Source organism: Sanguibacter sp. Leaf3 (genome assembly GCF_001425965.1).
Taxonomy (GTDB): Bacteria; Actinomycetota; Actinomycetes; order Actinomycetales; family Cellulomonadaceae; genus Sanguibacter; species Sanguibacter inulinus.
This window is the reverse complement of the sequence record NZ_LMRH01000002.1, coordinates 519144-542741: the sequence shown is the minus strand read 5'-3', so window position 1 is coordinate 542741 and position 23598 is coordinate 519144. Positions and strand designations below refer to the sequence as shown.

The window sequence follows — 23598 nt, the reverse complement described above, 5'->3', positions numbered from 1 at the left end:
CGTCACCGCCCGGCCAGCACCCCGCGGCGCTGGGCACGGCGCAGCGTCCCGAGGACGGGACGTCCCAGCAGCAGGACCGCGACGACGTTCGTCACGGCCCGCAGGGTGTCCCACGTGGGGGTCGAGGTCGTCAGCGTGAAGACCGCGAAGCGTCGCAGGTTCTCGATGAGCTCCCCACCAGGCACGTAGGAGACCCGCGTGCCGCCACCGAGCGCGAAGGGCCAGAACCACAGGTTCATCAGCGCGCCGAAGACGTAGGCGACGAAAGCGGCGTACACGGCGAGCGCGCCGATCTCGACCCATCCGCGGGGACGGACCCGCCGGGCCAGCACGCGTCCCAGCAGACCTGCTCCGAGCCCGATCCAGCCGGCTGCCATCATCTGGAACGGCAGCCACGGACCGACTCCCGCGGTGATCAGTGCCGAGGCCGCGAGCGACACCGTGCCGAGCAAGAACCCGAAGGTCGGGCCGAAGACGTACCCCGCGAGGACGAGGAGGAAGAACACGAGCTCGATGCCCCCGGTCCCCGCGCTCAGCAGCCGCAGCGCCGCGTTGACCGCCGACAGCACACCGAGGAGCGCCAGCGTCCGTGGGTCCAGCTCACCGCCGGTGAGCTGGACGAGCAGCAGGACGAGCACGACCGGGAGCAGGACGACGAGCAGCCACGGTGCGCTCTGGCCGGAGGCCCGTGGGAGCACGCTCGCGACGAGAGGCCAGCAGAACATCACCAGCCCGAGCAGGCTCGTGAGGACGAGCAGCACTGTCGACGCCGACCGGGCCGCGGTCCCCCGGTACCCGACGAGCGGGTCTGCGACGGGCAGCCGAGCCTCAGCAGCCCGGTCTCTGCCTCGCGTCACAGCGCCGTGCTCCCGAGGACGTCGGACACGCGGAACCAGGGGCTGGGCGCGAAGACCTTGGCCACCTGGGGCGCGAAGCCCGTCGAGGCCGTGAGCATCTCGCGGGCCGGTCCGTCGGCGACGATCTCGCCCTGCGCCATGAGGACCACACGATCGGCGAGGTCAGCAGCGAGCTCGACGTCGTGGGTCGCGACCACGACCGCGGTCCCCTCGCGCGCGATCGTGCGCAGGGTGTCGACCAGAGTCGCCTTCGCCGCGTAGTCGAGGCCTCGGGTCGGCTCGTCGAGCAGGAGCACCCGTGCGGGCACGGCGAGGACCACCGCGAGGGCGAGCGCGAGCCGCTGCCCCTCGGACAGGTCACGGGGGTGGGTGCTGCCGTCGACCCCGCCGACCATCGACGCGAGGAGCGCGCGCGTCGTGCCGTCGGGCACAGCCGCGTCGTGGTCCGCCGCACGGCACTCGTCGTCGACGGTCTCGCAGAAGAACAGGACGGTCACGTCCTGCGGGACGAGGGCCACCAGGTCACGGGCTCTGCGCGGACCGACGTCGGCCGGGTCGCTCCCGTCGACCTGGACGTGGCCGCCGTCGCGGCGCCCGCTCCCCTGGAGCGCCCACAGCAGCGACGACTTGCCCGAGCCGTTACGGCCCATGAGGGCGACGACCTCCCCCGAGGACAGCTCGGTCGAGACAGATCGCACGGCCTCGAGGTCCCCGTAGCGGACGCTGACAGACCGGGCGACAAGCCGCGGGTCATCGTGCGCTGCTTCCCGCGGGCCTTCCAGAGGAGCAGCGGGCTCTCGCGCGGCCCCGTCGTCCCGGGCGACGAGCCGGGCAAAGGGACGCGCCGCGCGCACCGTCAGCGGAGCGGGGTCCCAGCCGAGCGCGTCGGCCAGTCGCAGCAGCGGTGGTGCGCTCGACGTGCCCCGCAGCAGCTCAGCAGCGCCGCCCGAGCGCACCGATCCGTCCCCCGGCAGGTAGAGGACCCCGTCAGCCGCGTGCAGGACACGCTCGAGCCTGTGCTCGGCCAGGACCACCGTGAGGCCGAGATCCTCCACGAGCCGACGGACGATCGCGAGCACCTCTTCGGCGCCGACGGGATCGAGGGCCGAGGTCGGTTCGTCGAGGACCAGCACCTGCGGTGCCGCCGTCAGCACCGCACCGATCGCCACGCGCTGCTGCTGGCCGAAGGAGAGCGAGCGCAGCGGGCGGTCCCGCAGGTCGGCGAGCCCGACGAGGTCGAGCGTCTCCTCGACACGGCGGCGCATGGCTGCCGGGGACACCCCGCGCTGCTCCATGGAGAAGGCGAGCTCAGACTCGACCTCGGAGGTCACGAAGCCGTGCGCAGGATTCTGGTCGACGTAGCCGACGAGGTCGGCCAGGTCCCGGGGCCGCACGAGCCGCGTCGAGCGGCCGTCGACCGTCACCTCTCCCGTCATGACGCCGGGCGAGAAGTGCGGGACCAGACCGTCGACCATGGCCAGCAGCGTCGACTTGCCGGAGCCGGTGCCACCTGTGACGAGCGTGAGCTGACCCTGCTCGATCGTGGTCGAGACGTGGTCGAGGACGACCCGGCCGTCGTCGTGGACCAGGCTGACGTCGTCGAAGACGATCATGCGAGGACTTCCTCTCTCCGAGGACGGACCGCCGCCGTCGGGGGCGCGACAAGGACAGGCAGCGCCGTGAGGAGGGCGGCGGCGAGGCCGACCGCCGAGAGCGCCGGCAGGAGGACAGGACCGGGATGCGCGACACGCGGGCCGACTGCGACGACGAGCAGCCCCAGAGCAACCACCCCCGACGCGGCGACCAGCGCAGCCCGGACCGTCCAGCGCTCGGCTCTGTAGACCGTCCGGCGCGCTGTCGTGCCGGTGCGCAGCGCGACCACGCAGAGCAGGACCGCCAGGCAGGTCAGAGCAGGGGCAGCCCACCTGGGCCAGGACGCGTCGAAGAGCGCGTAGGTCGCGAGGGCGACGACACCCACGGCTCCGAGCAGCGAGATTGGCTGCACGAGCCGACGCACCGATGGACGCACCGAGGTGCGACGGAGCACCGACGCGGTCGAGGACGATGCAGGAGGCGGCACGGGCATCGCCCCGTAGCCGCGGGACTCCATGGCTGCGGCCAGCGCGGACGACCTGTCCATGGTCCCTTCCAGGACCGGGACGACGGTCCGGCGCAGCCCGGGACGCTTCCCGCGCAGGCGTGCGGCCTGCCGCACGTCGAGGACCGAGCGTCCCAGGGTCGGCAGCACCGAGACCGCGACGACCAGCGCCGTGGTGATCCCGGCGAGGGCGGACGGGGCGTGCCGCAGCAAACCGAGCGCGTCGGCGAGGGTGTGGGCGGCTCCGACCGCCAGGATCACGACGGCGAGCTGGAGGCCTCCGGTCAGGCCACCGAGCAACGCCTCGCGGGTCACCGTGCCGAAGAGCACGACGGGACCGACCGAGACCTCGGGCAGCCTCAGCACCCCGGTCCCCGCGCCCGCCGGCAGCACGACACGGAAGACCAGCCGGACCGCGACGGTCCAGCCTGCGACCCAGAGATAGGTGCGGAAGACCGACCCGCGACGGGCAGGGTCGGCGCACGACGCGACGACCGCGAGGACCGCGGCGACGAAGATCACCAGCACGACCAGGTGCGTGGTCGTCGTCGCTGCGGCAGCGACACCCAGACCCCACACCCACCACGCGGCGGGGTGGACCGGCACTCGGTGCCTCACTGTCGTCGACCCCGCGCTCGGGCTGCGGCGAGGCAGAGCAGTCCGCCGGCCAACCCGAGCCCCACCAGCGCCACGACCCCGGGCGAGGCATCGACAGACGGCGATGCGCTGGGTGAGACGAGGTCGCGGGTGGACCCCGGAGCATCGAGGACCTGCCCCTCGGCAACCGGACCGGTCGAGGCCCCTCCGGTCCCGAGAGCGCCCCACCCCTGCAGGCCGACACCCTCGATCGCACCCGCAGGGCTGACCTGCGGAGGCATGGCCTCGTCGGACGTCACGAAGACCAGACCTACGACGTCACCCGACGCGACCTCCGTCGAGGTCACCCCGCGCGTCGCATAGGTCCACGTCGATGCGTCGGTCGAGGTCCACAGCGCCCAGTAGGCCCCCTGGGACGGTGTACGCAGGCACGGTTCGGTCCCGACGCTGCCGTCGGCCCTCAGGACGTCTTCGTCGAGCGCTGGGCGTCCGTCGACCCTGCACACAAAAGCTGCTCCCCACTGCTCGGTCCCCTGGAGCTCGACTCCCGCCGCTGCCACGGCGTCGTAGGCCGTCACGGGCCCGTCGGCCGCAGCACAGCCGAGCCCGCTCACCGGCCCGAGCGCGGCTGTGTCGAGGGCACCCCCGTCGACCACCACCGTCACCCCGTCGCACGCCGTCAGGCCCGACGACGCACCCGGCCCCGGAGGACGGACTCCGACGCCACCCGAGAGACCGGCCACCACGGCAGGACGCGCCGCAGCACCACCGGTCAGCACCGCGTGCGCGGCTCCGGTGCCCGGCGTCGCCCCAGCCCCGGCACCGACCACGAGGGCCGGACCGAGGACGGCGGCGAGGACCAGGCTCTTCACGGCTCTGTGCTAGCCGAGCAGGTCGTCGAGACCTTCGCCCGCGAGGGCGACCGTCGCCTGGGCTGTGGTGCGCACGTCAGGCTCGTCGGCGAGGAGGAACGCTCCGGCGTCCTCACCGTCGGTCACCTGCTGGGCCACGAGCCACGCGATGCCCTGGCTCGCGTCGGCGTCGCCGTCCTCGAAGGCAGAGACCGCGACCGCGGTGCTGTTGACGCTCGGACCGTCGCTGTCGGCAGAGGCCCACGAGGTCCCGGCATCATCTGCAGCACCGACCGAGTCGAGCCACGCGAGAGCCTGCATGATGACGGGTGCGTCGTCGTCGGTCCCGGCCACGACGAGCGCTGAGACGGCGAAGGCTGTGGAGTCCACGTCCGAGACACAGTCGGCCGGGGCCGAGCTGGACAGCTGCGCCGGGAACCCGGCGCCCTCGCACTGCTGCGCGGCGAGGTAGTCGACGGCCTGCTGGGGTGCGGCGTCCTGGGTGGCGAGGGCGGCGACGGCCCACGACTGCGAGATCGTGTGCGAGTAGTCGTCGGCCCCGAGGTCGGAGAACCGGCCCTCGTCGGTCTGCAGGGCGAGGAGCTCCGCCGTGAGGTCCCGCCCGCCGATGCTCGTGGTCGGCAGGTCGGCCGCCTCGGTGATCGCGAGCAGCTTGCCGGTCGCACCTGCGTACTGCGCGGTGGTCCCGTCACCGACGTAGGCCGTGACGGCCTCGTCGGTGGTGAGCGCCTCGGCGTAGGTCTGGGCCGCGTCGTCCTGGTCCGCCGCGAGGAGCGCGAGCACCACGTCAGCGGTCAGTCCGTAGTCGTCGTAGGCGACGCCGTCGAACTCGGTCTGGAACACCGTGCCGGCCGCCGCCTGCGCCTGCAGCCACGTGGCAGCCGCGGCGGCCTGCACCTCGCTGTCGCCCGGACCCTGCGCGGGTCCGGTCGTCGCCGGTGCGCTCGTCGTGTCGCTCGTCGACGAGGCGGAGCCTGACGCCGACGGGGCAGCAGGAGTGTCGTCCGACGAGCAGCCGGCGAGCAGGCCGAGCGCGAGCGTCGCGGAGGTGGCGAGCAGCAGATGGGGTCGACGGTTCACTGAGGTCCTCTTCGGGTGGTGCGGGGCGAGGGCCACGCGCTCTCCGCGGACCCGACCGTGCCTGCTGACCGGTCGCGTGCAGTCTAGGTGGGCTCAGCCGTCCGGTCCGGGGCTGCCCGTCAGGCGAGCGGCACGCCTACGCGTTCGATCTCGATCGAGTACATCCTGGACCCCTGGGCCTTGGTGAAGCCGAGAGTCGAGTACAGCCCGAAGGCACCCGAGGGGTTGTCGGTGTCGACGTCGAGCTCCGCGTACTCCATGCCCGACGCCTTGTAGGCCTCCATCGCGGCACCGAGCAGTGCCACGGCGAGCTTGCGACCGCGGTACTGCCTGCGCACGCCCAGCGTCTCGATGTACCCGCTCGAGTACCCCGCGACAGGCCAGTCCTGCTCGTAGCGACCCGACAGCAGGTACGCCGCGACGTCAGGGGTCCCGGCGCTGTCGTCGAGCGCGACGAAGCTCCAGCCCGGTGCGAACATGGACCGTCCCTGAGCCCACGACTCCGGGGTCGCGGGCTCGCTCCCCCAGTGGTCGCGGAAGGCGTCGTTGTGGGCGAGCCTCACGGCGTCGTCGAGCTCTTCGCTCCAGGGCACGATCCGCAGGCCGCCGTCGAGCTCGGGGTGGCGCACGGGCTCGCGGAGGTCACGCCGGAGGTTGGAGTAGAAGCGGTTCGCCTGGTAGCCCGCCGCCTCGTAGAGGTGCCAGTGGGAGGGCGAGGTGTCTTCGAGGTACGCCGCGATGCGGCCGGGGACGTCCTTGTCGGACGCCTCGAGGATGTCTTTGGCACGCCGGGTCATCCAGGCGACGAGCGCCCGGCCGACCCCGGCGCCGCGCGAGAGCGGGTGCACCCCGCCCATGACGAAGACCCGCTGGGTCGTCTCGTCACCGGGACGCGCCTCGAGGCACGCGTAGGCGCGGAGCACGCCGTCGGCGTCGAACCCGGCGACGGTGTCTGCCGGGATGTCCTTCCAGTCGCCCTCGAAGATCTCCTCGACCTCAGCATGGGACGTCCTGTAGGGCTGCTCGTCCGCGACCTCCATCGTGACGATGAGCTCGTAGAGGGCGTCGACGTCAGCGGTGCTGAGCGGACGCCAGGTGAGCCCGAGATCGCCGGGCAGCATCGCGACGCTCGCGCGCCTCGCAGCGGTCGGACCGCCAGGCTTCTCGTCTGTCATGAGGTCAGCGTAGGGACACCGGGCCGAGAGGGCACGGATATCAGCGGATCGTCGGCGCGTTGGGGGTCGTTTCGGGGTGCTTCACCCCGGTCCGACCACCGTCAGGCGTCGATGCGTGCCCTGTCGAGCTCGCTCGCCCCGGCGACGATGAAGTCCTTGCGCGGAGCGACGTCAGACCCCATGAGGAGCTCAAAGACTCGCTCGGCGTTCTCGGCGTGGGCGGCGGTGACACGCCGGAGCGTGCGGTGGCGCGGGTCCATCGTCGTCTCGGCCAGCTGGTCGGCGTCCATCTCACCCAGGCCCTTGTACCGCTGGATGTCTTCCTTGTACCGCTTGCCCGAGCGGTCGAGCTTCTTGAGGACAGCTGCGAGCTCGGCCTCGGAGTACGTGTAGATGTACTCGTTCTTGCGAGAGCCTGCCCCGATGACCTCGACCCTGTGCAGCGGCGGCACAGCCGCGTACACCCGACCGGAGTCGACGAGGGGTCGCATGTACCTGAAGAACAGGGTGAGCAGGAGCGTGCGGATGTGCGCGCCGTCGACGTCGGCGTCGGTCATGAGGACCACCTTGCCGTACCGGGCGGCCTGGAGATCGAAGGAGCGTCCCGAGCCTGCACCGAGGACCTGGATGATCGCCGCGCACTCGGCGTTGCGCAGCATGTCGCTCACCGAGGCCTTCTGCACGTTGAGGATCTTGCCGCGGATGGGCAGCAGCGCCTGGAAGTCCGAGGACCTGGCGAGCTTGGCGGTGCCGAGCGCGCTGTCACCCTCGACGATGAACAGCTCGGAGCGGGCGACGTCGTCGCTGCGGCAGTCCGCGAGCTTGGTGGGCAGCGAGCTCGTCTCGAGAGCGTTCTTGCGCCTCGAGATCTCTTTCTGCTTGCGGGCAGACAGGCGCGCGCGCATCTCGGCGACGACCTTGTCCATCAGCAGGGACGCCTGGGTCTTCTCGTCACGTTTGGCAGAGGTGAGCATCGCACCGATCTGCTGCTCGACGACCCGCGCGACGATGGCCCGGACGGGTGCGGTCCCGAGGATCTCCTTCGTCTGTCCCTCGAACTGGGGCTCGGCGAGACGGACCGTCAGCACCGCGGTCAGACCCGCCAGGACGTCGTCCTTCTCGATGCGCTCTGCCGAGTCCTTCGTCGAGACCTTGAGGCGTCGGGCGTTCGTCTCGACGGCCTTGCGCATGACCTTGAGCAGACCGGCCTCGAAGCCCGACAGGTGCGACCCGCCCTTGGGCGTCGAGATGATGTTGACGAAGCTGCGCACCTCGGTCTCGTAACCCGTGCCCCAGCGCAGGGCCAGGTCGACCTCGCAGTCGCGCGAGACCTCCTGGGCGACCATGTGCCCCCGGTCGTCGAGGACCGGGACGGTCTCCTTGAAGCTGCCGGAGCCGGTGAGGTGCCACGTGGCGGTCACCGGGGTGTCCGGCGCGAGGAACTCGACGAAATCGACTGTCCCGCCGTGGTGCACGAAGGTCTCCTCGTGCGGGCCGTCAGCACCCGGCGTCCCCTCGAGGCCGCGCTCGTCCCGGACGGTGATCGTCAGCCCGGGGACGAGGAACGTGGTCTGGCGCACTCGGGTGACCAGCTCGTCGTAGGCGAACACGGCCGTCTTGGGGAACACCTGGCGGTCGGCCCAGTAGCGCACCCGGGTTCCGGTCGTCCCCCGCTTGGCCTTGCCGACGACCGCGAGCTCAGAGGTGCTGACGAAGGGCGTGAAGGGCGAGTCGGGGCTCGGGCCGCTCTTCGGGTCCTCGAACTGGCCGGGCTCTCCGCGCCGGAAGGTCATCCTGTGCACCTTGCTCGACCTGTCCACCTCGACGTCGAGGCGGGCCGAGAGCGCGTTGACGACCGACGCGCCGACACCGTGCAGACCGCCCGATGCCGTGTACGAGCCACCGCCGAACTTCCCGCCGGCGTGCAGCTTGGTGAACACGACCTCGACACCGCTCAGACCGGTCTTCGACTCGATGTCGACGGGGATGCCACGGCCGTCGTCGGTGACGGTCACGGAGGTGTCAGCGTGGAGGATGATGCCGATCCGCGTGCAGTGGCCGGCGAGCGCCTCGTCGACAGAGTTATCGATGATCTCCCACAGGCAGTGCATGAGACCGCGCGAGTCTGTCGAGCCGATGTACATGCCCGGTCGCTTGCGGACGGCCTCGAGCCCTTCGAGGACAGAGAGGTGCCGAGAGGTGTAGCTGGATTCAGCGGATGCGGTCGTCACGACCCTGAGCCTAATCGGTGCCACCGACACGGGGCCCGCGACCGGCCGCAGGCGCGACGACGGGCACGCTGCCGCGAATACGCGCGGAGCGAACCGAGTCGTCCTGAGGGGAATGATCTGGCGCGGGGATGGTTACATACTGATGTGACTACCTCATCGACCGAAGCCATGACAGTGGCCGACCGCTGCGATCGCTGCGGCGCTCAGGCCTACGTACGAGTGCAGCTCCCCTCCGGCGAGCTCTTCTTCTGCGCCCACCACGCGCGTGCCCACTCCGAAGCCTTCTCCTCGGTCGCGACCCACGTCCAGGACGAGACGGACCGTCTGCTTGCCGAGCACGGAGCCGGGTCCGCCGCGCGCGGCTGACTGCTCCCACGCCTGACCGACGACGCGCCGGTCGTGACACTGCCACCGCGGTGCACGGCCGGCGCGTCGTGCGTCCGCAGGTGACCGAGACCACGGGCATTCGCGGCCGCGCGTGTCAACCGCTCCTCACCCCGCATGAGAGGGTCGGAGGATGAAATTCCGAACCCCCGGCCTGCTCGTGGCCGTGCTCCTCGCGACCTCCCTCGCGGCATGCTCCGACAGCGCAGAGACCCCGTCCCCCACCACCCCAGCGGCGCCGACGACGACGGCCCCGGCGGAACCTCCGGAGCAGCAGGTCCCCGTGCCCGGCGAGCCCCTCACGGTCCTCTTCATGGACTACGCCCCCGCTGCCGAGGGCGACGAGGCCTTCGCCCCGACGATCACGGGACTCGCTGAGCTGGGCTACGACGTCGCGCCGATCGACGTGAGCTGCGTGGAGGGCGGTGCCAAGATGCTCGGGGTCGAGGACGACCCGACGAGCCGCGCCGTCGTCCTGTACTTCGACAGCTTCGAGACTGCCGACACGTTCTCGACCCTGTGGTCGGGCAACATCTACGGCTCCCTCGAGACCACGGTCTGCGAGCAGGCCGCGGGCTGAGAACGGCCCTGGGGCCGCACGGTCGCGTCCCGACGCACAGCACCACCGTCACGCGAGAGAGCCCGGTCACGTCATCGACGTGACCGGGCTCTCTCGCGTGCGCGACTGACGACAGTCAGTCGAGATAGTCGCGCAGCACCTGCGAACGGCTGGGGTGACGCAGCTTCGACATCGTCTTGGACTCGATCTGGCGGATCCGCTCGCGCGTGACCCCGTAGACCTTGCCGATCTCGTCGAGGGTCTTCGGCTGGCCGTCTGTCAGCCCGAACCGCATCGACACGACGCCAGCCTCACGCTCGGAGAGCGTGTCGAGGACCTGGTGCAGCTGCTCCTGGAGCAGCGTGAAGCTCACAGCGTCGGCAGGGACGACGGCCTCGGAGTCTTCGATGAGGTCACCGAACTCGCTGTCGCCGTCTTCACCGAGCGGGGTGTGCAGCGAGATGGGCTCACGCCCGTACTTCTGCACCTCGACGACCTTCTCGGGCGTCATGTCGAGCTCTTTGGCGAGCTCTTCCGGGGTCGGCTCGCGGCCGAGGTCCTGGAGCATCTGGCGCTGGACCCGGGCGAGCTTGTTGATGACCTCGACCATGTGCACAGGGATGCGGATGGTGCGGGCCTGGTCGGCCATCGCACGGGTGATCGCCTGACGGATCCACCACGTGGCGTAGGTCGAGAACTTGTAGCCCTTGGTGTAGTCGAACTTCTCGACCGCACGGATGAGCCCGAGGTTGCCCTCCTGGATCAGGTCGAGGAACAGCATCCCGCGGCCGGTGTAGCGCTTCGCCAGCGACACCACGAGGCGGAGGTTCGCCTCGAGCAGGTGGTTCTTGGCGCGACGCCCGTCACCCGCGATCCACTCGAGCTCGCGGCGGGCCTTGGGCTCGAACTTGGCGTCCGGCGCGCTCAGGCGCTCTTCGGCGAACAGGCCCGCCTCGATGCGCTTGGCGAGGTCGACCTCCTGCTCGGCGTTCAGCAGGGCGACCTTGCCGATCTGCTTGAGGTAGTCCTTGACAGGGTCGGCCGTCGCACCGGCGGTGACGACCTGCTGGGCCGGCTGGTCGTCGTCGTCGGAGTCGGAGAAGACGAAGCCGCGCGACTCGTCGGCCTCTTCGGGCTTCTTCGTCGCGGTGGTCGTCTCGTCCGTGTCGTCGCCCTCGACCTCGACCTGGTCGGCCTCGTCGACGTCGTCGGCCTTGCGGCGACCGCGCTTGACGGGCGCGGCCTTGGCGGCGGTCTTGCGCGGTGCACGCTTGGTCGTGGTGACAGGTGCGGCGTCGTCAGCCGTGGCGGCAGAGCCGTCAGCCGGAGCGGCGGTGCCGCTGCCGGTGACGACAGGCTCGGGTGCGGGCTGGCCGACCGTGCGGGTCGTGATCGCTGCGGCCTTCTTGGGTGCGGCCTTCTTGACGGCGCGAGCGGTGGTGCTCGTGGCGCGGGTCGTCGACGCTGCGGCCACCGTCGAGGTCGGGAGGTCGACGTCGACCCCGGCGGTCACGAGAGCACGGAAGACAGTCTTGAGACGCTTGGCGTCACCGACCTGCGCCTGCTCGCAGGCATCGCGGAAGGACTCCGCGTCGACACGACCGTGGGTCGCACCACGACGGAGGAGTTCTTGGAGAGCGGGGTGCTCGAATTCACGCGGGAGGGCGGGATTCGCAGAGATGGGCGCCACAAACGACCTTTCGGCATCTCAGGGAGTCAGAGTCGGCTGGCTTGAGCGATGGTCCACGAGGACGCATCGACGCTGCCGTAGAACGACCATTATAGTCGGTCGGCCGCCCGATCGGTGCGGGGCAAGGGATTTTCAGCCCTCCTCCGAGCACCTCAGGCACCTGCTCCCGGGGCGACGTGCGGGCAGTCCGGGTCGAGCGCCGGGCACACCGTGCACGGTGCACGACGGGCGTCGCGCACTGAAGACGTCAACGAGCCGCACGACGGGAAGATTCCCGGTCTGCCGCTCGGGTCCGGTCTGCCGCGGCCTCGCGTCCGAGCCGCCGCCGCAGGCTCAGGAGCCGGGCGTCCGGGCGGGCTTGACCGCGAGCACGGGACACGGGCTCCCGAGCAGGATCCGCTGGGCGTTCGAGCCGAGGATCAGCTTGCCGACAGGGCTGCGACGACGCAGACCGATGACGATCACGTCGGCGTCGATCTCCTCAGCCACGGAGATGAGGTCTTCGGCGACGTCACGCTTCTCGCCGAGGATGCGGATCTCGACCTCGACGCCGACTCCCTGGGCGTCGCGCCGCAGCACCTCGAGCTCGAGGTCACGCTGCTCGACGGCGTCAGGAGCGGGTGTGCCACCCTTCTCGGTCACGACGACCACGAGCCCGGTGCCTCTGCGCTCAGCCTCGACGACGGCGGCCTCGAGCCCCTGACGTCCCTCCACAGTGGCGAGATAACCGACGACGACGCTCATGCAGCCCTCCGAAGAACACAGATCCACTCCGCAACCTGGTCGGCAGCGGCCACCCTGAAACTACCCGACCGCTGGCGTCGTGGCACCCAGGGCCCTCGTCATCGCCCCGCCGGCCGTGGGACGGCCGCCCACCCGGGCGGCATCCCGGCGTCGAGAGCAGTGCGCAGCAGCCTGGCGAGCCTGTAGTCCTGCTCACCGCAGACCTGGTCCAGGTGGGCTGCGGCGAGCGCGGCGTCCCCGTGCCACCAGGCCACGAGGGCGAGCAGCGTGCGGCCGGGCGCAGCGCGGGGGTCGTGGTGCGCGACCACCCGCTCGAGCGCACTGCGCCCCCGCTCGGTCTCGCTGTCAGGTCGCACGCCGGCGGCAGGGTCGAGGAGCGCCGCGACAGCCCTGCCCACGGCGTCGCTCGTCGCGGTGTCCTGCGGAGGTGACCCGGCCTCCTGGACGATCTTCTCGGGGAGGCGACCCGAACCTGGGACGAGCGAGACGAGGACAGCATCCCGGAGCACCACGTCGTCGAGCGCCGCAGCCACCTGCCCGAGCTCTGCAGGAACCGCCGAGCCCTCGACCGCCCGGTGCCAGGCCACGAGGCTGCGCTCGAGCCAGTCGGCGTGGGCCGGGCCACGCAGCCCGTCGGCAGACCGCGCCCTCCTCCACGCGACGGCTGCGGCCCGCGCTCGTCGCCTGTCGTCCTCGGGGACCGGCGCGAGGCCGGCCAGCTGGTCCCGGCTCGCCCGCACTGTCGCACCGGCGAGCACCATGTGCGCCCCCACCTGCGTCGACTCGAGGTCCTCGAGAGTTCGCCCCTGCGCGGGGCAGCAGAGCTTGTCAGCGCAGTCGAGACGGCGGTACCCGGCCCGCCCCACCACCCAGACGCTCGCGACGCCAGGTGGCTCGGCTGCGCTCGCGACGGTCGCCGCAGCCACCCAGGGGCGCGAGCCGTCGGGCGCCGCACCTGGCAGGGCGTCGTCTGCGTAGACGACTGCCAGGACGGTCGCAGCGCCGTCGGAGCGCAGGTGGTCGACGAGCCGGGCGGCTACCGCCGGACCCGCGACGGGGTCGCAGACGTCGTCCAGGTCGGCCCGCGCCACGAGACCGACGCGACCGTCGGGGCCACGCAGGCTCACCAGGACGAGGCTCTCGCGGGGCTGGAAACCGAGCTGGAAGGGGACGAGGGCGAGCAGCTCACGCGGCTCGCAGACTTCGAGTGTGATGGTCATGACCCGAGCCTGAGGTCCGCGCCCCGTCCTGTCCGCCGCCTCGTGCGAGCCTGTGGCTCGCGACGGTGCCCACGGCCCCTGTGGACGACCTGCTGGCACGTGACGACGGGCGACACACGGTTCGCGGTGCTGCTGTCGTCGGCCTCGCCGCCTAGGCTCAGCGCATGCCCTCTCACGCCTCTGCGCTCGTCGACCGCGAAGACCTCCGACAGCAGGTGGACGGACGGCTCCGGTCGGTCCTCTCCGAGCAGGCGGACGTCCTGGCCCGCATCAGCCCTGACGCCGAGCCGCTCGTCGACGCCTGGACCCAGATGCTCGTCGGCGGGAAGCGTCTGCGAGCCGCCTTCGCCTACTGGTCTTGGCGCGCCCACGGTGGTCGCCCCGGCACGGCCGAGGCGACAGCGCTCGTCGGGGTGGGTGCCGCTCTCGAGCTCTTCCAGGCCGCCGCGCTCTTCCACGACGACGTCATGGACCGGTCGGACACCCGCCGCGGCATCCCCACAGCGCACCGGACCTTTGCGGCCCGCCACCGAGACTCCGGGTGGTCCGGCGACGCCGACCAGTTCGGGCTCTCCTCGGCGATCTTGCTGGGTGACCTCAGCCTCGTGGCGAGCGAGGACGAGTTCTTGCGGGCTGTCCACGAGATGCCGTCGGCGCAGACAGACCCGGCGCGCAGGCTGTTCACCCAGATGCGCACCGAGGTGACGGTCGGGCAGTACCTCGACATGCACGCGCAGATGCTGCCGTGGACCGACGACTTCGACGCCGACGAGCGCCGCGCCCGCGAGGTCGTGCGGTCCAAGTCGGCGCGCTACAGCGTCGAGAGCCCGATCCTGCTCGGCGCAGCCCTCGCCGGTGCGACGACTCGCCAGATGGAGGTCTGCAGCGCCGTCGGCCTGCCGCTGGGTGAGGCCTTCCAGCTCCGCGACGACCTGCTCGGCGCCTTCGGCGACCCGGCGACCACGGGCAAGCCTGCTGGTGACGACCTGCGTGAGGGCAAGCGGACGCTGCTCGTGGTCCGCGCGATGCGTGCGCTCGACCCGGGCGCGCGGACCAGGCTCGCGTCGCTGCTCGGCGCGCCAGACCTGACCGCGGCGGACGTCGACGAGATGCAGCAGACCATCCGGGCGACCGGTGCACCCGAAGAGGTCGAGACGCTGATCGAGACCCTCCGCGACTCCGCGCTCTCCGCCCTCGACACGTCAGGGCTCGACGGGCCGGCCGCCGAGACGCTCACGGCTCTCGCCCTCGCAGCCGTCCAGCGCGCCGCCTGAAGCACCTGCACGCACGAAGACCCGCCGCCTCCACGAGGCGGCGGGTCTTCGTGCGTCGAGGTGCTCCGAGGACGGCGAGCGTCCGCGGTCGTGCGGCGTGCGGGCGTCGCGCCGGACCAGATCGGGGGTGTCCTACCCCAAGGACTGTGCGGCGCGTCGCACCGCGCTCTTGCGTCCCGCCAGGAGCGCCGCCATCGGCGTCTCGCCGAGCATCTCGTCCTCGGAGAAGAGCCACGAGACGATCTCCTCGTCGCTGAGCCCCTGGTCCCCGAGGAGGATCACCGTGCCCTTGAGCGAGGGCAGGATGATGATCTTCTCGGAACCCTCGGCCGTGAGGCGAGGCGTCTTGACGTCGGCCGGGTTGGAGAGGTGCGCCGGCACGAGGAACGCGGCGGGGATCGCGAAGACGTTCCGCTCGCCGCGTCGCATGCCGACGATGCGGCGGTCGCCGAGCGCGTTGCGGATCGACGTGACAGCCGTCCCGAGCTTCTCCGCCACGACGGGCAGGCTCAGCCACTCCCCGACCAGCGCGTCGATGCGCGCGGTCTCGAGCTCGTGCGCGGTCGGCGCGTCTTCAGGGTCGACAGGAGGGTGCTCGGTCGTGTTCACGTGCACAGCCTACGGCGATCCCCCGCACGCGTGCGTCCTCCGGTGGTCTCACGGGTGACCCACCCGCCTTGACGATCCCACCTGAGCGCGACAAAGATCACTCCAGTACCATCAGTCACACGAGCACCACCATGCTCAGGTGTCACACACCCTCAGTGCTCACCGACATGCCACACCCTGTGCCTCCGGCACCGGACGACAGATCGGATTCCCCCCATGCCAGCTCGCAGCAGCGCCACGCTCGCGGCAGACGTCCCCGCACCGAGCCTCCAGCGCACCATCGGTCGCTACGCGCTCCGCTACGGCACCACGGGCGTCGCCCTCGCCGCAGCGTCGATCGCCGCCTCGGCGACAGCAGCCTCCGCAGACGACAGCTACGAGGTCCGCTCGGGCGACACCGTCAGCCAGATCGCCCGCGACACCGGGACCAGCGCGCAGGCCATCCGCGCCGCCAACAGCCTCGACGCCCAGCTGCGGATCCGGGCGGGTCAGACCCTCACCATCCCGTCGGGACAGGCGTCCACAGCCCCGGCGCAGGCCTCGGCAGCCGCACCTGCTGGCTCCCACACCGTCGTCACAGGCGACACGGTCTCCGGGATCGCCCGCTCCTACGGCACGACCGCCTCGGCGATCGTCTCGGCCAACGGCCTCGACTCCCGCGCCTTCATCCGCGCCGGCCAGGTCCTGACGATCCCCTCGGGCCAGTCCTCGTCCGCCCCGGCACAGACCTCCACGACGTCCACGGCCAGCGGCTCCTCGCACACGGTCGTCGCTGGAGACACGGTCTCCGGTATCGCGCGGGCCTACGGCACCACGCAGTCGGCGATCGTCTCGGCCAACGGCCTCGACGCCCGTGGGTTCATCCGCGCCGGCCAGACCCTCACGATCCCCGGCGCGGGTGGCGGTGCCGGCCAGACGGTCTCGACGGTGTCGTCACCGACCGCTGCGCCGGCCCCGACCCAGCAGCTGGTCGGCGACACCTTCCTGGGACGCACGTACTCCCGCGACGTCGTGTCCGCCGCGAACACCAACAAGGCAACCCTCAACGCGAGCCAGGTGCCCTCGAAGAGCGACATGAAGGACCTGGTCCGCAGCACCGCCCGGGCCCACGGGGTCGACCCTGCGCTCGCCCTCGCGATCGCGACCCAGGAGTCCGGCTTCGACCAGCGCGCGGTCTCCCCCGCCAACGCGATCGGCACCATGCAGGTCATCCCGAGCTCGGGCGACTGGGCCTCCGAGATGGTCGGGCGCGAGCTCAACCTGCTCGACCCGCAGGACAACGTCACAGCCGGTGTGGCGATCCTGGGTCGTCTGCTCGCCACGAGCCCTTCGACCGACACCGCGATCGCCGGCTACTACCAGGGTCAGTCCTCGGTCCGGAACAACGGCATGTTCGACGACACCCGTCGGTACGTGGCCAACGTCCAGACCTTGGCGAACCAGTACAGGTGACCCAGATGCGCACGAACAGTCCGCAGGGGGCCTGTTCGTGTGTGGAGAACCTGCACGCAGGGTGCGCGCATCCCCGCGTTCCCCCGACCCTCACCGTAGGATCTTCGCCGTGGGAAGCACTGTGACTGATGCACTCGTCGGCCGTCTGGTCGACGGGCGCTACGAGGTGCTCGAACGCATCGCGCGCGGCGGCATGGCGACCGTCTACCTGGCGAGCGACCGTCGCCTCGACCGCGAGGTCGCGGTCAAGGTGATGCACCCGCACCTCGCCGACGGTGCGTCAGGTGCCGACTTCGTCTCGCGCTTCCGACGTGAGGCCCGCGCCGCTGCACGGCTCACGCACCCCGGCCTCGTCGCCGTCTACGACCAGGGCGTCGACGGCGAGACGAGCTACCTGACGATGGAGTACATCGACGGGACGAACCTGCGCCACCGGATCCAGGACGAGGGCCCGTTCACCGTCGCCGACGCCCTCGACGTCGTCGAGCACGTGCTCGACGCCCTCGCAGCCGCGCACAGGCACGACCTCGTGCACAGGGACATCAAGCCCGAGAACATCCTGCTCGCGACCGACGGACGCATCAAGGTCGCCGACTTCGGTCTCGCGCGTGCCGTCACCGAGGTCACCTCGACGACCACCGGGACCATCCTCGGTACCGTCGCCTACCTCGGCCCGGAGCTGATCGCGACAGGACAGTGCGACACGCGCACCGACGTCTACGCCGTCGGCGTCATGCTCTACGAGATGCTCACCGGGACGCAGCCCTTCACGGGCTCGACGCCGATCCAGGTGGCCTTCCAGCACGTCAACGGCTCGGTCCCCGAACCGTCCGACACCCTCCCCTGGCTCCCCGCTGAGATCGACGAGCTCACCTGCGCGCTCGCCGCGAAGAGCCCGGAGGACCGCCCCGCCGACGCGACCGCGGCCCTCGCCTACGTCCGCCGTGTCCGGGCCGAGCTCTCTGACGACGTCCTCGGTCGCAAGGGCGAGAAGCCCGTGGTGGCACCCTCGCCTGCGAGCGACGACCCTGACGACGACGTGACGGCAGGAGACGCCGAGGCAGCGGGCGGTCAGACGACAGGTACCGACGCTCGCGGCGAGGAGTCGGCCGACATCTCGGCCCTGCTCGACGCGACCGGTGTGGTCCGGGTCTCCTCGCCGTCGACCTCAGCCCGGGCTGCCACGACATCGACGAGCCGCACCGACCCCGGGTCGTCCTCCGAGAACCTCACACAGAGCCTCTCGCACGCGAGCTCAGGCTCGACCATCGCCCTGAGCATCGGCTCGGGCCAGATCTCCGACGAGAACGCTCCCGACGAGCCGCCGGTGCCGCGTCGCCGAAGGCGAGCCCTGGCATGGGTCCTCGTCCTCGTCCTCGTGCTCGGAGGGGGTGGCGCCGCCGGCACGTACTGGTGGTACACCGCCGGCCCCGGCCACTACACGGAGGTCCCGGCGGGTCTGACGGCCGTACCGTCGGACGACGCCGTGGCGACGCTGACGACCGCCGGTCTCGGTGCCGACACGTCCGAGGCCTACAGCGACACGGTCCCCGCGGGCACCGTCGTCGACGTGCGCCCCGCCGAGGGCGAGCAGATCCCCAAGGACGGGACCGTCGAGCTGACAGTGTCTCTCGGCATCGAGAACTTCGTGGTCCCCGCGGGGCTCACGAACATCGCCGCCACCGACGCCGAGGCGTCCTTGCGCGCGACAGGATTCACCCAGGTGACCAGCGAGGAGCAGTGGAGCACCGACGTCCCTGCAGGCACGGTCCTCAGCCTGTCGGCCGCCGAGGGTGCCACGCTCCCCCACAACGAGCCGATCGTCCTCACGGTCTCGAAGGGACCGGAGCCCGTCACCGTGCCCCAGCTGGTCCCGCTGTCGCTCGAAGAGGCGACCGAACAGCTCGCCGCGATCGACATCTCGGTCGTCACGACCGAGGAGTACAGCGACACCGTCCCCGAGGGCAAGGTGATCTCGCAGAGCATCGAGCAGGGCACGCAGGCCTTCCGCGGGGACGAGGCCACCCTCGTCGTCTCGCTCGGCATGCCCTACGTCGAGGTCCCGAGCGTCATCACCAAGCCTGTCGCGGAGGCGCGCGCCGAGCTCGAGGCCGCCGGCTTCAAGGTCGACGTCGCGTACTGGCTCGGGCTCTTCGGCAACGAGGTGCGCGAGCAGAGCGCCGCACCCGGCAGCGAGCTGCGCAAGGGATCGACCATCACCTTGAAGCTCTGACCCACGCAGGCGCTGTCCCTCGCAGTCCCTGCCCCGCGCAGGATCGGCTCGATCCGCCCGACGCCTCAGCAGCAGGGGACGACCACCAGCCGAGCACCGACGACTCGCACACGACGAAGGACCTGACCTCAGGGAGAGGTCAGGTCCTTCGTCGTCCGGGCAGTGCCCCTGGTGCGACAGTCCCGGCTCAGCGGGCCTGCAGCATCTGCGCGACCTGGAAGGCCATCTCGAGCGACTGCTGGTGGTTCAGGCGCGGGTCGACAAGAGTCTCGTACCGCAGCGCGAGACCTGCGTCGTCGATCTCCTCGGAGCCGCCGAGAACCTCGGTGACGTCGTCACCCGTGAGCTCGACGTGCAGCCCACCAGGGACCGATCCGAGACCGCGGTGCACCTCGAAGAAGCCGCGCACCTCGTCCAGCACGTCCTCCAGCCGTCGGGTCTTGTAGCCCGAGTCGGAGGTGATGGTGTTGCCGTGCATCGGGTCGGTCACCCAGGTGACCGGACCACCCTCGCGGGTGACCTTCTCGACGATCGGCGGCAGCGCCTCGCGAATCTTCGAGGCGCCCATGCGGGTGATGAAGGTGAGCCGGCCCGGCACCCCGTCGGGGTTGAGCCGCTCCTGCAGGCGCAGCGCGTCGTCACCGGTCGTGGTCGGACCGAGCTTGACACCGATCGGGTTCGAGATCCGCGAGAGGAAGTCGACGTGCGCGCCGTCGAGCTGGCGCGTCCGCTCCCCGATCCAGAGGAAGTGCCCGGACGAGTCGTACGGCAGACCCGTCTGCGACGACACCCGCGTGAGCGCGCGCTCGTAGTCGAGCAGGAGCGCCTCGTGGCTGACGAAGAACTCGACGGTGCGCAGCGCCTCGAAGTCGGCCCCGCACGCCGCCATGAACCGGATCGCGCGGTCGATCTCCGCAGCGGTCTGCTCGTACCTCGCGTAGGCGGGGTTCGTCATGAAGCCACGGTTCCACTCGTGCACCTGACGCAGGTCGGCGAAGCCGCCCGTCGTCAGGGCACGGATGACGTTGAGGGTCGCCGCCGAGATCGTGTAGCCCTGCAGCAGGCGCTCGGGGTCCGGCACGCGCGCACCCTCGGTGAAGGCGTGGCCGTTCACCATGTCGCCGCGGTACGCGGGCAGCGTCACGCCGTCGCGGGTCTCGTCGTTCGAGCTGCGCGGCTTGGCGTACTGCCCGGCCATGCGTCCCATCTTGACGACGGGCATGCTGGCGCCGTGCGTGAGCACGACAGCCATCTGCAGGATGGTCCGCACCTTGTTGCGCACACGGTCGGCGTTCGCCTCGGCGAAGGTCTCGGCGCAGTCCCCGCCCTGGAGCAAGAACGCCTCGCCGCGCCCGGCAGCCGCGAGACGCTCGGTGAGCGTCTCGAGCTGCGCGGGCACGACGAGCGGCGGCACGGCCGCGAGGCGCTCGCTCACCGAGCGCAGGTGCTCGGCGTCGGGCCACACGGGCTGCTGCCCGGCGACGAGGGTGCGGAAGTGGTCGAGCCCCGCAGCGATCTCGGGATCGACAGTCACGCTCATGAGTGGGCGGGGGCGGGCACCAGGTCCTGGCCGATCTCGCCGAGCAGCTCGCCGAACCACTGCTGCTGCACGTCGAAGGCCTTGCCACCGGCGATGCGCGGGAACGCGATCGCCTTGAGACGGTCGCCGTCCTCCTCGTCGTGCCCGATCACGCCGGACTCGTTGCGGAAGGCGCAGTCGACGGCGAGGTCGGTCATCGACTTGATGAGGCGCAGGTCCTCGGCGTTGGCGGCCGCGGCGCGCGAGTAGTAGCCCGACTTCTGGACCATGGTCTTCTCGGCACCGAGGAGCTCGGCGAACTGCTTGGCGAACCAGGCGCCGGGGTTGATCGTGTCGAGCTTGACGTGACCGAAGGGGTCGCGCTCGACAGTCTCGCCCGAGGCCTCGAGCTGGGCGACGATCTCGTTCATGCCCGCACCCTCAGAGAGGAAGATGTTGACGTTGCCGACCTCGTCCATGACCGTGCGCAGACGCTTCGCCTCAGCCTCGATGTCGAGCGCGAGCTCGGGCAGGAACACCGCGTGGATGTCCCACCGCTCTTTGGTGAGGCCGATGCCCGGGACCCACTCCTTGGTGTCGAGGTTCTTGCGGTAGACCGCAGCCGAGGCCGCCGTGAGCCAGCCGCAGTGCCGGCCCATGACCTCGTGCACGATGAGCATGCGCGGGCCCGAGCGGTGCTCGCCGATGACGTTCTCCGCGAAGTGCGCGGCCTCTTCGGCAGCGGTCCAGGCACCGAGGGACTGCTTGATCGGCACCACGTCGTTGTCGATCGTCTTGGGGAGCCCGACGACCGTGAGGTGGTAGCCGTTCTCCTCGAGGTACGCGGCGAGGTCGGCAGCCGTCGTGTTGGTGTCGTCGCCACCGATGGTGTGCAGGACGTCGACGCCGTCGGCCTTGAGGCGCTCGGCTGCGACGGTCAGCGGGTTCTCGCCCTCCTGGACGAGCCCACGCTTGACGCAGTCTGCGGCGTTGGTGAGCTTGACACGGCTGTTGCCGATCGGCGAGCCACCGAAGCGGTGCAGCACACCGGCGTTCTTGCGGGTCTCGGCGTCGATGACGATCTTGTTCCCGGTCAGCAGGCCGTGGTAGCCGTGCTGGTAGGCGATGATCTCGACCTCGGGTGCAAGCTCCGTGTAGCGCTCGATGAGCCCACCTACAGCGGACGAAAGACACGGGGCGAAGCCGCCTGCCGTGAGGAGCGCAACGCGACGGACCGTCATGGGAACAACCTCTCATCGTGCCCGGCCGCGAGCGCGCAGGTGCGTGCTGGTCGGGCGCTGGAATCGTACGTAAGACCGGGCGTCAGTCTACCGACGGCCCGGGGGTCTCCTGGGGCGGTTCCGGCACCTGGACGTCAGGTGCTCGGCGTCCGCCCGGCGCGCTCGGCGCAGCCGTGCCCGCCTGGGTGGCCTTGACGCCGGCAGCGAGGCGCGCCTTCTGCGTCGCGGCGTAGATGTCGACGTACTCCTGGCCCGAGATGCTCATGAGCGAGTAGAGGATCTCGTCGGTCACCGAGCGCAGGATGAAGCGGTCGTTCTCCATCCCCGCGTAGCGGGAGAAGTCGAGGGGCTCGCCGATGACGATCCCGATCCGCATGGGCTTCGGGAGGCGCTTGCCGATCGGCTGGGCCTTGTCGGTGCCGATCATCGCGACGGGGATGACCGGGGCGCCGGACTCGAGCGCGAGGCGGGCGACGCCGGTCTTGCCGCGGTAGAGGCGGCCGTCGGGGCTGCGGGTGCCCTCAGGGTAGATGCCGAAGAGGCCGCCGTCGGCGAGCCTGTTGAGCCCTGTCCGCAGCGCTGCCTCGCTCGCCTTGCCCCCGGAGCGGTCCACGGGGATCGTGCCGACACCGCGCATGAAGCCTGCGGTGAGGCGTCCTTTGAGGCCTGTCCCGGAGAAGTACTCGGCCTTGCCGATGAAGACGATCTCGCGGTCCAGGACGAGCGGGAGGACGAAGGAGTCGATCACGGCGAGGTGGTTGCTGGCGATGATCGCCGGACCGTCGCCAGGGATGTTCTCGAGCCCGCGCACCCACGGTCGGAACATGAGTCTCAGAAGCGGCCCGACCAGGACTCGCTTCATCAGCCAGTAGAACAACCCGCCTCCTCGTGCGCCTCGCCCCTGCGGGACTCGCATCCGACTCTAGAGTGATCTCCATGTCAGGAACCACCGATGACCCCGCGAACCCGCCGGGTGAGCAGCCGGACCCGCCCGAGCAGCCGGACGGCGAGACCGCCGCGCCCGCTGACGACGACACCCAGGACCCGGAGCACGAGCAGCCACGAGGCTACAGTGCGCGGGACCGCGGCCCGATGGACCAGCGCCAGACCGATGCGGCCTGGGAGGAGATCGTCGCAGAACTCTCCGATCTTTCCACGGATCGGGCCGGTGATCTAACCGCGTCACCTGCGGCGGAGGCTGGCGGGTTCGACTTCCCGGTCGCGCCCTGGGTCGACCAGCCCTCGGACGAGGCCGAGCCTCAGGGACCCGCTGCCCCGCGCGTGCACCCCTCGGGGCACCGGAGCTGGGTCGTCAGCGACGAGGCTCAGGCGGCCCGCGAGGCCGAGGGTGACTTCGTCCCGCCGGACCCGGACTTCGAGCTGAGCGCAGACAGGCTGAGGAACCTCGGGTGGTTCGCCGTCGTCGCGGCGCCCGTCCTGGCCGTGCTCGCGATCGTCCTGTGGCGCGACGCCCCGACCTCGGCCTACGTCACGCTCGTCGGCGTGTTCCTCGCGGGCGCGGCCCTGCTGGTGTGGCGCATGCCCACGCACCGCGACGACGACTCGGGGGACGGCGGCGCCGTCGTCTGACGGGCAGCGCCGTCTGACGGGCAGCGCCATATGACGAGCAGGACCGTCTGGCGGGCTCGGCCGCCCGGTCGGCGTCGTCGTCTGACGGACGCCGTCGCCCCAGGAGCAGGCCAGCCGTCGCCCACGCCTGCCAGACCTCAGACGCAGCAGGAGCCCCTCACCCGGCACGGGTG

The 23598-nt window shown here is 70.9% G+C and carries 20 protein-coding genes; 6 read left to right on the top strand and 14 right to left on the bottom strand.

Annotated features, from left to right (window positions below):
- Nucleotides 1-2: 2 nt before the first annotated feature.
- The 7 genes from ASG53_RS09850 to ASG53_RS09820 all read right to left on the bottom strand — a co-directional run bounded on the left by ASG53_RS09850 (nt 3) and on the right by ASG53_RS09820 (nt 8910).
- Nucleotides 3-857, bottom strand: a complete 855-nt coding sequence (locus ASG53_RS09850) for an ECF transporter S component (protein ID WP_235533896.1) — start codon at nt 855-857, stop codon at nt 3-5.
- The gene (locus ASG53_RS09845; protein WP_056132181.1) at nt 854-2470 is read right to left on the bottom strand and encodes an ABC transporter ATP-binding protein; all 1617 of its coding nucleotides are present in this window, start codon (nt 2468-2470) and stop codon (nt 854-856) included. The genes ASG53_RS09850 and ASG53_RS09845 overlap by 4 nt, the downstream gene beginning before the upstream one ends.
- Entirely contained in the window at nt 2467-3561 is a 1095-nt protein-coding gene (locus ASG53_RS09840; protein WP_056132178.1) for a CbiQ family ECF transporter T component, read from the bottom strand. Before ASG53_RS09840 ends, ASG53_RS09845 begins: the two co-directional genes overlap by 4 nt.
- 8 nt (nt 3562-3569) lie before the next feature.
- Nucleotides 3570-4424: a hypothetical protein gene (locus tag ASG53_RS19990; protein ID WP_056132175.1), complete on the bottom strand. Its 855-nt coding sequence runs from the start codon at nt 4422-4424 to the stop codon at nt 3570-3572.
- 9 nt (nt 4425-4433) lie between these two features.
- Nucleotides 4434-5504 (bottom strand): prenyltransferase/squalene oxidase repeat-containing protein, encoded by a 1071-nt coding sequence (locus ASG53_RS09830; RefSeq protein ID WP_056132172.1) that lies wholly within the window; start codon nt 5502-5504, stop codon nt 4434-4436.
- Nucleotides 5505-5623: 119 nt separating this feature from the next.
- Nucleotides 5624-6679, bottom strand: coding sequence for a GNAT family N-acetyltransferase (locus ASG53_RS09825; protein ID WP_056132170.1), 1056 nt, complete (start codon nt 6677-6679; stop codon nt 5624-5626).
- Nucleotides 6680-6780: 101 nt separating this feature from the next.
- On the bottom strand, nt 6781-8910 hold the full coding sequence (locus ASG53_RS09820) for a DNA gyrase/topoisomerase IV subunit B (protein ID WP_056132167.1): 2130 nt from the start codon (nt 8908-8910) through the stop codon (nt 6781-6783).
- Between the two features lie 168 nt (nt 8911-9078).
- Between ASG53_RS09820 and ASG53_RS20325 the strand changes: the two genes are divergently transcribed.
- Together ASG53_RS20325 and ASG53_RS09810 are read left to right on the top strand one after the other, a co-directional pair.
- Nucleotides 9079-9276, top strand: a complete 198-nt coding sequence (locus tag ASG53_RS20325; RefSeq protein ID WP_056132166.1) for a DUF7455 domain-containing protein — start codon at nt 9079-9081, stop codon at nt 9274-9276.
- A gap of 151 nt (nt 9277-9427) precedes the next feature.
- The gene (locus ASG53_RS09810; protein WP_156382742.1) at nt 9428-9874 is read left to right on the top strand and encodes a hypothetical protein; all 447 of its coding nucleotides are present in this window, start codon (nt 9428-9430) and stop codon (nt 9872-9874) included.
- Between the two features lie 115 nt (nt 9875-9989).
- Here the strand turns inward: ASG53_RS09810 and ASG53_RS09805 are convergent, their stop codons facing one another.
- The 3 genes from ASG53_RS09805 to ASG53_RS09795 all read right to left on the bottom strand — a co-directional run bounded on the left by ASG53_RS09805 (nt 9990) and on the right by ASG53_RS09795 (nt 13507).
- Nucleotides 9990-11543 carry an RNA polymerase sigma factor gene (locus tag ASG53_RS09805; protein WP_056132160.1) on the bottom strand — a complete coding sequence of 518 codons (1554 nt, stop codon included), beginning with the start codon at nt 11541-11543 and terminating at the stop codon, nt 9990-9992.
- A 333-nt stretch (nt 11544-11876) separates the two neighbouring features.
- Nucleotides 11877-12287: a universal stress protein gene (locus ASG53_RS09800; RefSeq protein ID WP_056132157.1), complete on the bottom strand. Its 411-nt coding sequence runs from the start codon at nt 12285-12287 to the stop codon at nt 11877-11879.
- 98 nt (nt 12288-12385) lie between these two features.
- Nucleotides 12386-13507, bottom strand: coding sequence for a DUF4192 domain-containing protein (locus ASG53_RS09795; RefSeq protein ID WP_056132154.1), 1122 nt, complete (start codon nt 13505-13507; stop codon nt 12386-12388).
- A 164-nt stretch (nt 13508-13671) separates the two neighbouring features.
- Between ASG53_RS09795 and ASG53_RS09790 the strand changes: the two genes are divergently transcribed.
- Nucleotides 13672-14781 (top strand): polyprenyl synthetase family protein, encoded by a 1110-nt coding sequence (locus ASG53_RS09790; RefSeq protein WP_056132149.1) that lies wholly within the window; start codon nt 13672-13674, stop codon nt 14779-14781.
- A 132-nt stretch (nt 14782-14913) separates the two neighbouring features.
- On the opposite strand, the gene ASG53_RS09785 is transcribed toward ASG53_RS09790, so the two are convergent.
- The gene (locus ASG53_RS09785; protein WP_056134026.1) at nt 14914-15390 is read right to left on the bottom strand and encodes an Rv2175c family DNA-binding protein; all 477 of its coding nucleotides are present in this window, start codon (nt 15388-15390) and stop codon (nt 14914-14916) included.
- A 216-nt stretch (nt 15391-15606) separates the two neighbouring features.
- Here ASG53_RS09785 and ASG53_RS09780 point away from each other — a divergent pair, with 216 nt between their 5' ends.
- Together ASG53_RS09780 and pknB are read left to right on the top strand one after the other, a co-directional pair.
- Entirely contained in the window at nt 15607-16842 is a 1236-nt protein-coding gene (locus ASG53_RS09780) for a LysM peptidoglycan-binding domain-containing protein (RefSeq protein WP_056132146.1), read from the top strand.
- Between the two features lie 109 nt (nt 16843-16951).
- Nucleotides 16952-19075, top strand: coding sequence for a Stk1 family PASTA domain-containing Ser/Thr kinase (gene pknB, locus ASG53_RS09775; RefSeq protein WP_056132144.1), 2124 nt, complete (start codon nt 16952-16954; stop codon nt 19073-19075).
- 187 nt (nt 19076-19262) lie between these two features.
- Here the strand turns inward: pknB and ASG53_RS09770 are convergent, their stop codons facing one another.
- The 3 genes from ASG53_RS09770 to ASG53_RS09760 form a co-directional block, all read right to left on the bottom strand.
- The gene (locus ASG53_RS09770) at nt 19263-20615 is read right to left on the bottom strand and encodes a class II 3-deoxy-7-phosphoheptulonate synthase (RefSeq protein ID WP_056132141.1); all 1353 of its coding nucleotides are present in this window, start codon (nt 20613-20615) and stop codon (nt 19263-19265) included.
- The gene (locus tag ASG53_RS09765; protein ID WP_056132138.1) at nt 20612-21835 is read right to left on the bottom strand and encodes a pyrophosphate--fructose-6-phosphate 1-phosphotransferase; all 1224 of its coding nucleotides are present in this window, start codon (nt 21833-21835) and stop codon (nt 20612-20614) included. Before ASG53_RS09765 ends, ASG53_RS09770 begins: the two co-directional genes overlap by 4 nt.
- Nucleotides 21836-21917: 82 nt before the next feature.
- Nucleotides 21918-22697 (bottom strand): lysophospholipid acyltransferase family protein, encoded by a 780-nt coding sequence (locus ASG53_RS09760; RefSeq protein WP_056134023.1) that lies wholly within the window; start codon nt 22695-22697, stop codon nt 21918-21920.
- A gap of 74 nt (nt 22698-22771) precedes the next feature.
- Between ASG53_RS09760 and ASG53_RS09755 the strand changes: the two genes are divergently transcribed.
- Entirely contained in the window at nt 22772-23425 is a 654-nt protein-coding gene (locus tag ASG53_RS09755) for a hypothetical protein (RefSeq protein ID WP_056132136.1), read from the top strand.
- Nucleotides 23426-23598: the final 173 nt, after the last annotated feature.

Excerpts from the sequence above, each read along its gene's own strand:
- ASG53_RS09765 (WP_056132138.1), bottom strand. The coding sequence starts at position 21,835 with ATGACGGTCCGTCGCGTTGCGCTCCTCACGGCAGGCGGCTTCGCCCCG.
- ASG53_RS09760 (WP_056134023.1), bottom strand. The coding sequence starts at position 22,697 with ATGAAGCGAGTCCTGGTCGGGCCGCTTCTGAGACTCATGTTCCGACCG.
- ASG53_RS09790 (WP_056132149.1), top strand. The coding sequence starts at position 13,672 with ATGCCCTCTCACGCCTCTGCGCTCGTCGACCGCGAAGACCTCCGACAG.
- ASG53_RS20325 (WP_056132166.1), top strand. The coding sequence starts at position 9,079 with ATGACAGTGGCCGACCGCTGCGATCGCTGCGGCGCTCAGGCCTACGTA.
- ASG53_RS09800 (WP_056132157.1), bottom strand. The coding sequence starts at position 12,287 with ATGAGCGTCGTCGTCGGTTATCTCGCCACTGTGGAGGGACGTCAGGGG.
- ASG53_RS09810 (WP_156382742.1), top strand. The coding sequence starts at position 9,428 with ATGAAATTCCGAACCCCCGGCCTGCTCGTGGCCGTGCTCCTCGCGACC.
- ASG53_RS09755 (WP_056132136.1), top strand. The coding sequence starts at position 22,772 with ATGTCAGGAACCACCGATGACCCCGCGAACCCGCCGGGTGAGCAGCCG.
- ASG53_RS09845 (WP_056132181.1), bottom strand. The coding sequence starts at position 2,470 with ATGATCGTCTTCGACGACGTCAGCCTGGTCCACGACGACGGCCGGGTC.
- ASG53_RS09795 (WP_056132154.1), bottom strand. The coding sequence starts at position 13,507 with ATGACCATCACACTCGAAGTCTGCGAGCCGCGTGAGCTGCTCGCCCTC.
- ASG53_RS09780 (WP_056132146.1), top strand. The coding sequence starts at position 15,607 with ATGCCAGCTCGCAGCAGCGCCACGCTCGCGGCAGACGTCCCCGCACCG.
- ASG53_RS09825 (WP_056132170.1), bottom strand. The coding sequence starts at position 6,679 with ATGACAGACGAGAAGCCTGGCGGTCCGACCGCTGCGAGGCGCGCGAGC.
- ASG53_RS09770 (WP_056132141.1), bottom strand. The coding sequence starts at position 20,615 with ATGAGCGTGACTGTCGATCCCGAGATCGCTGCGGGGCTCGACCACTTC.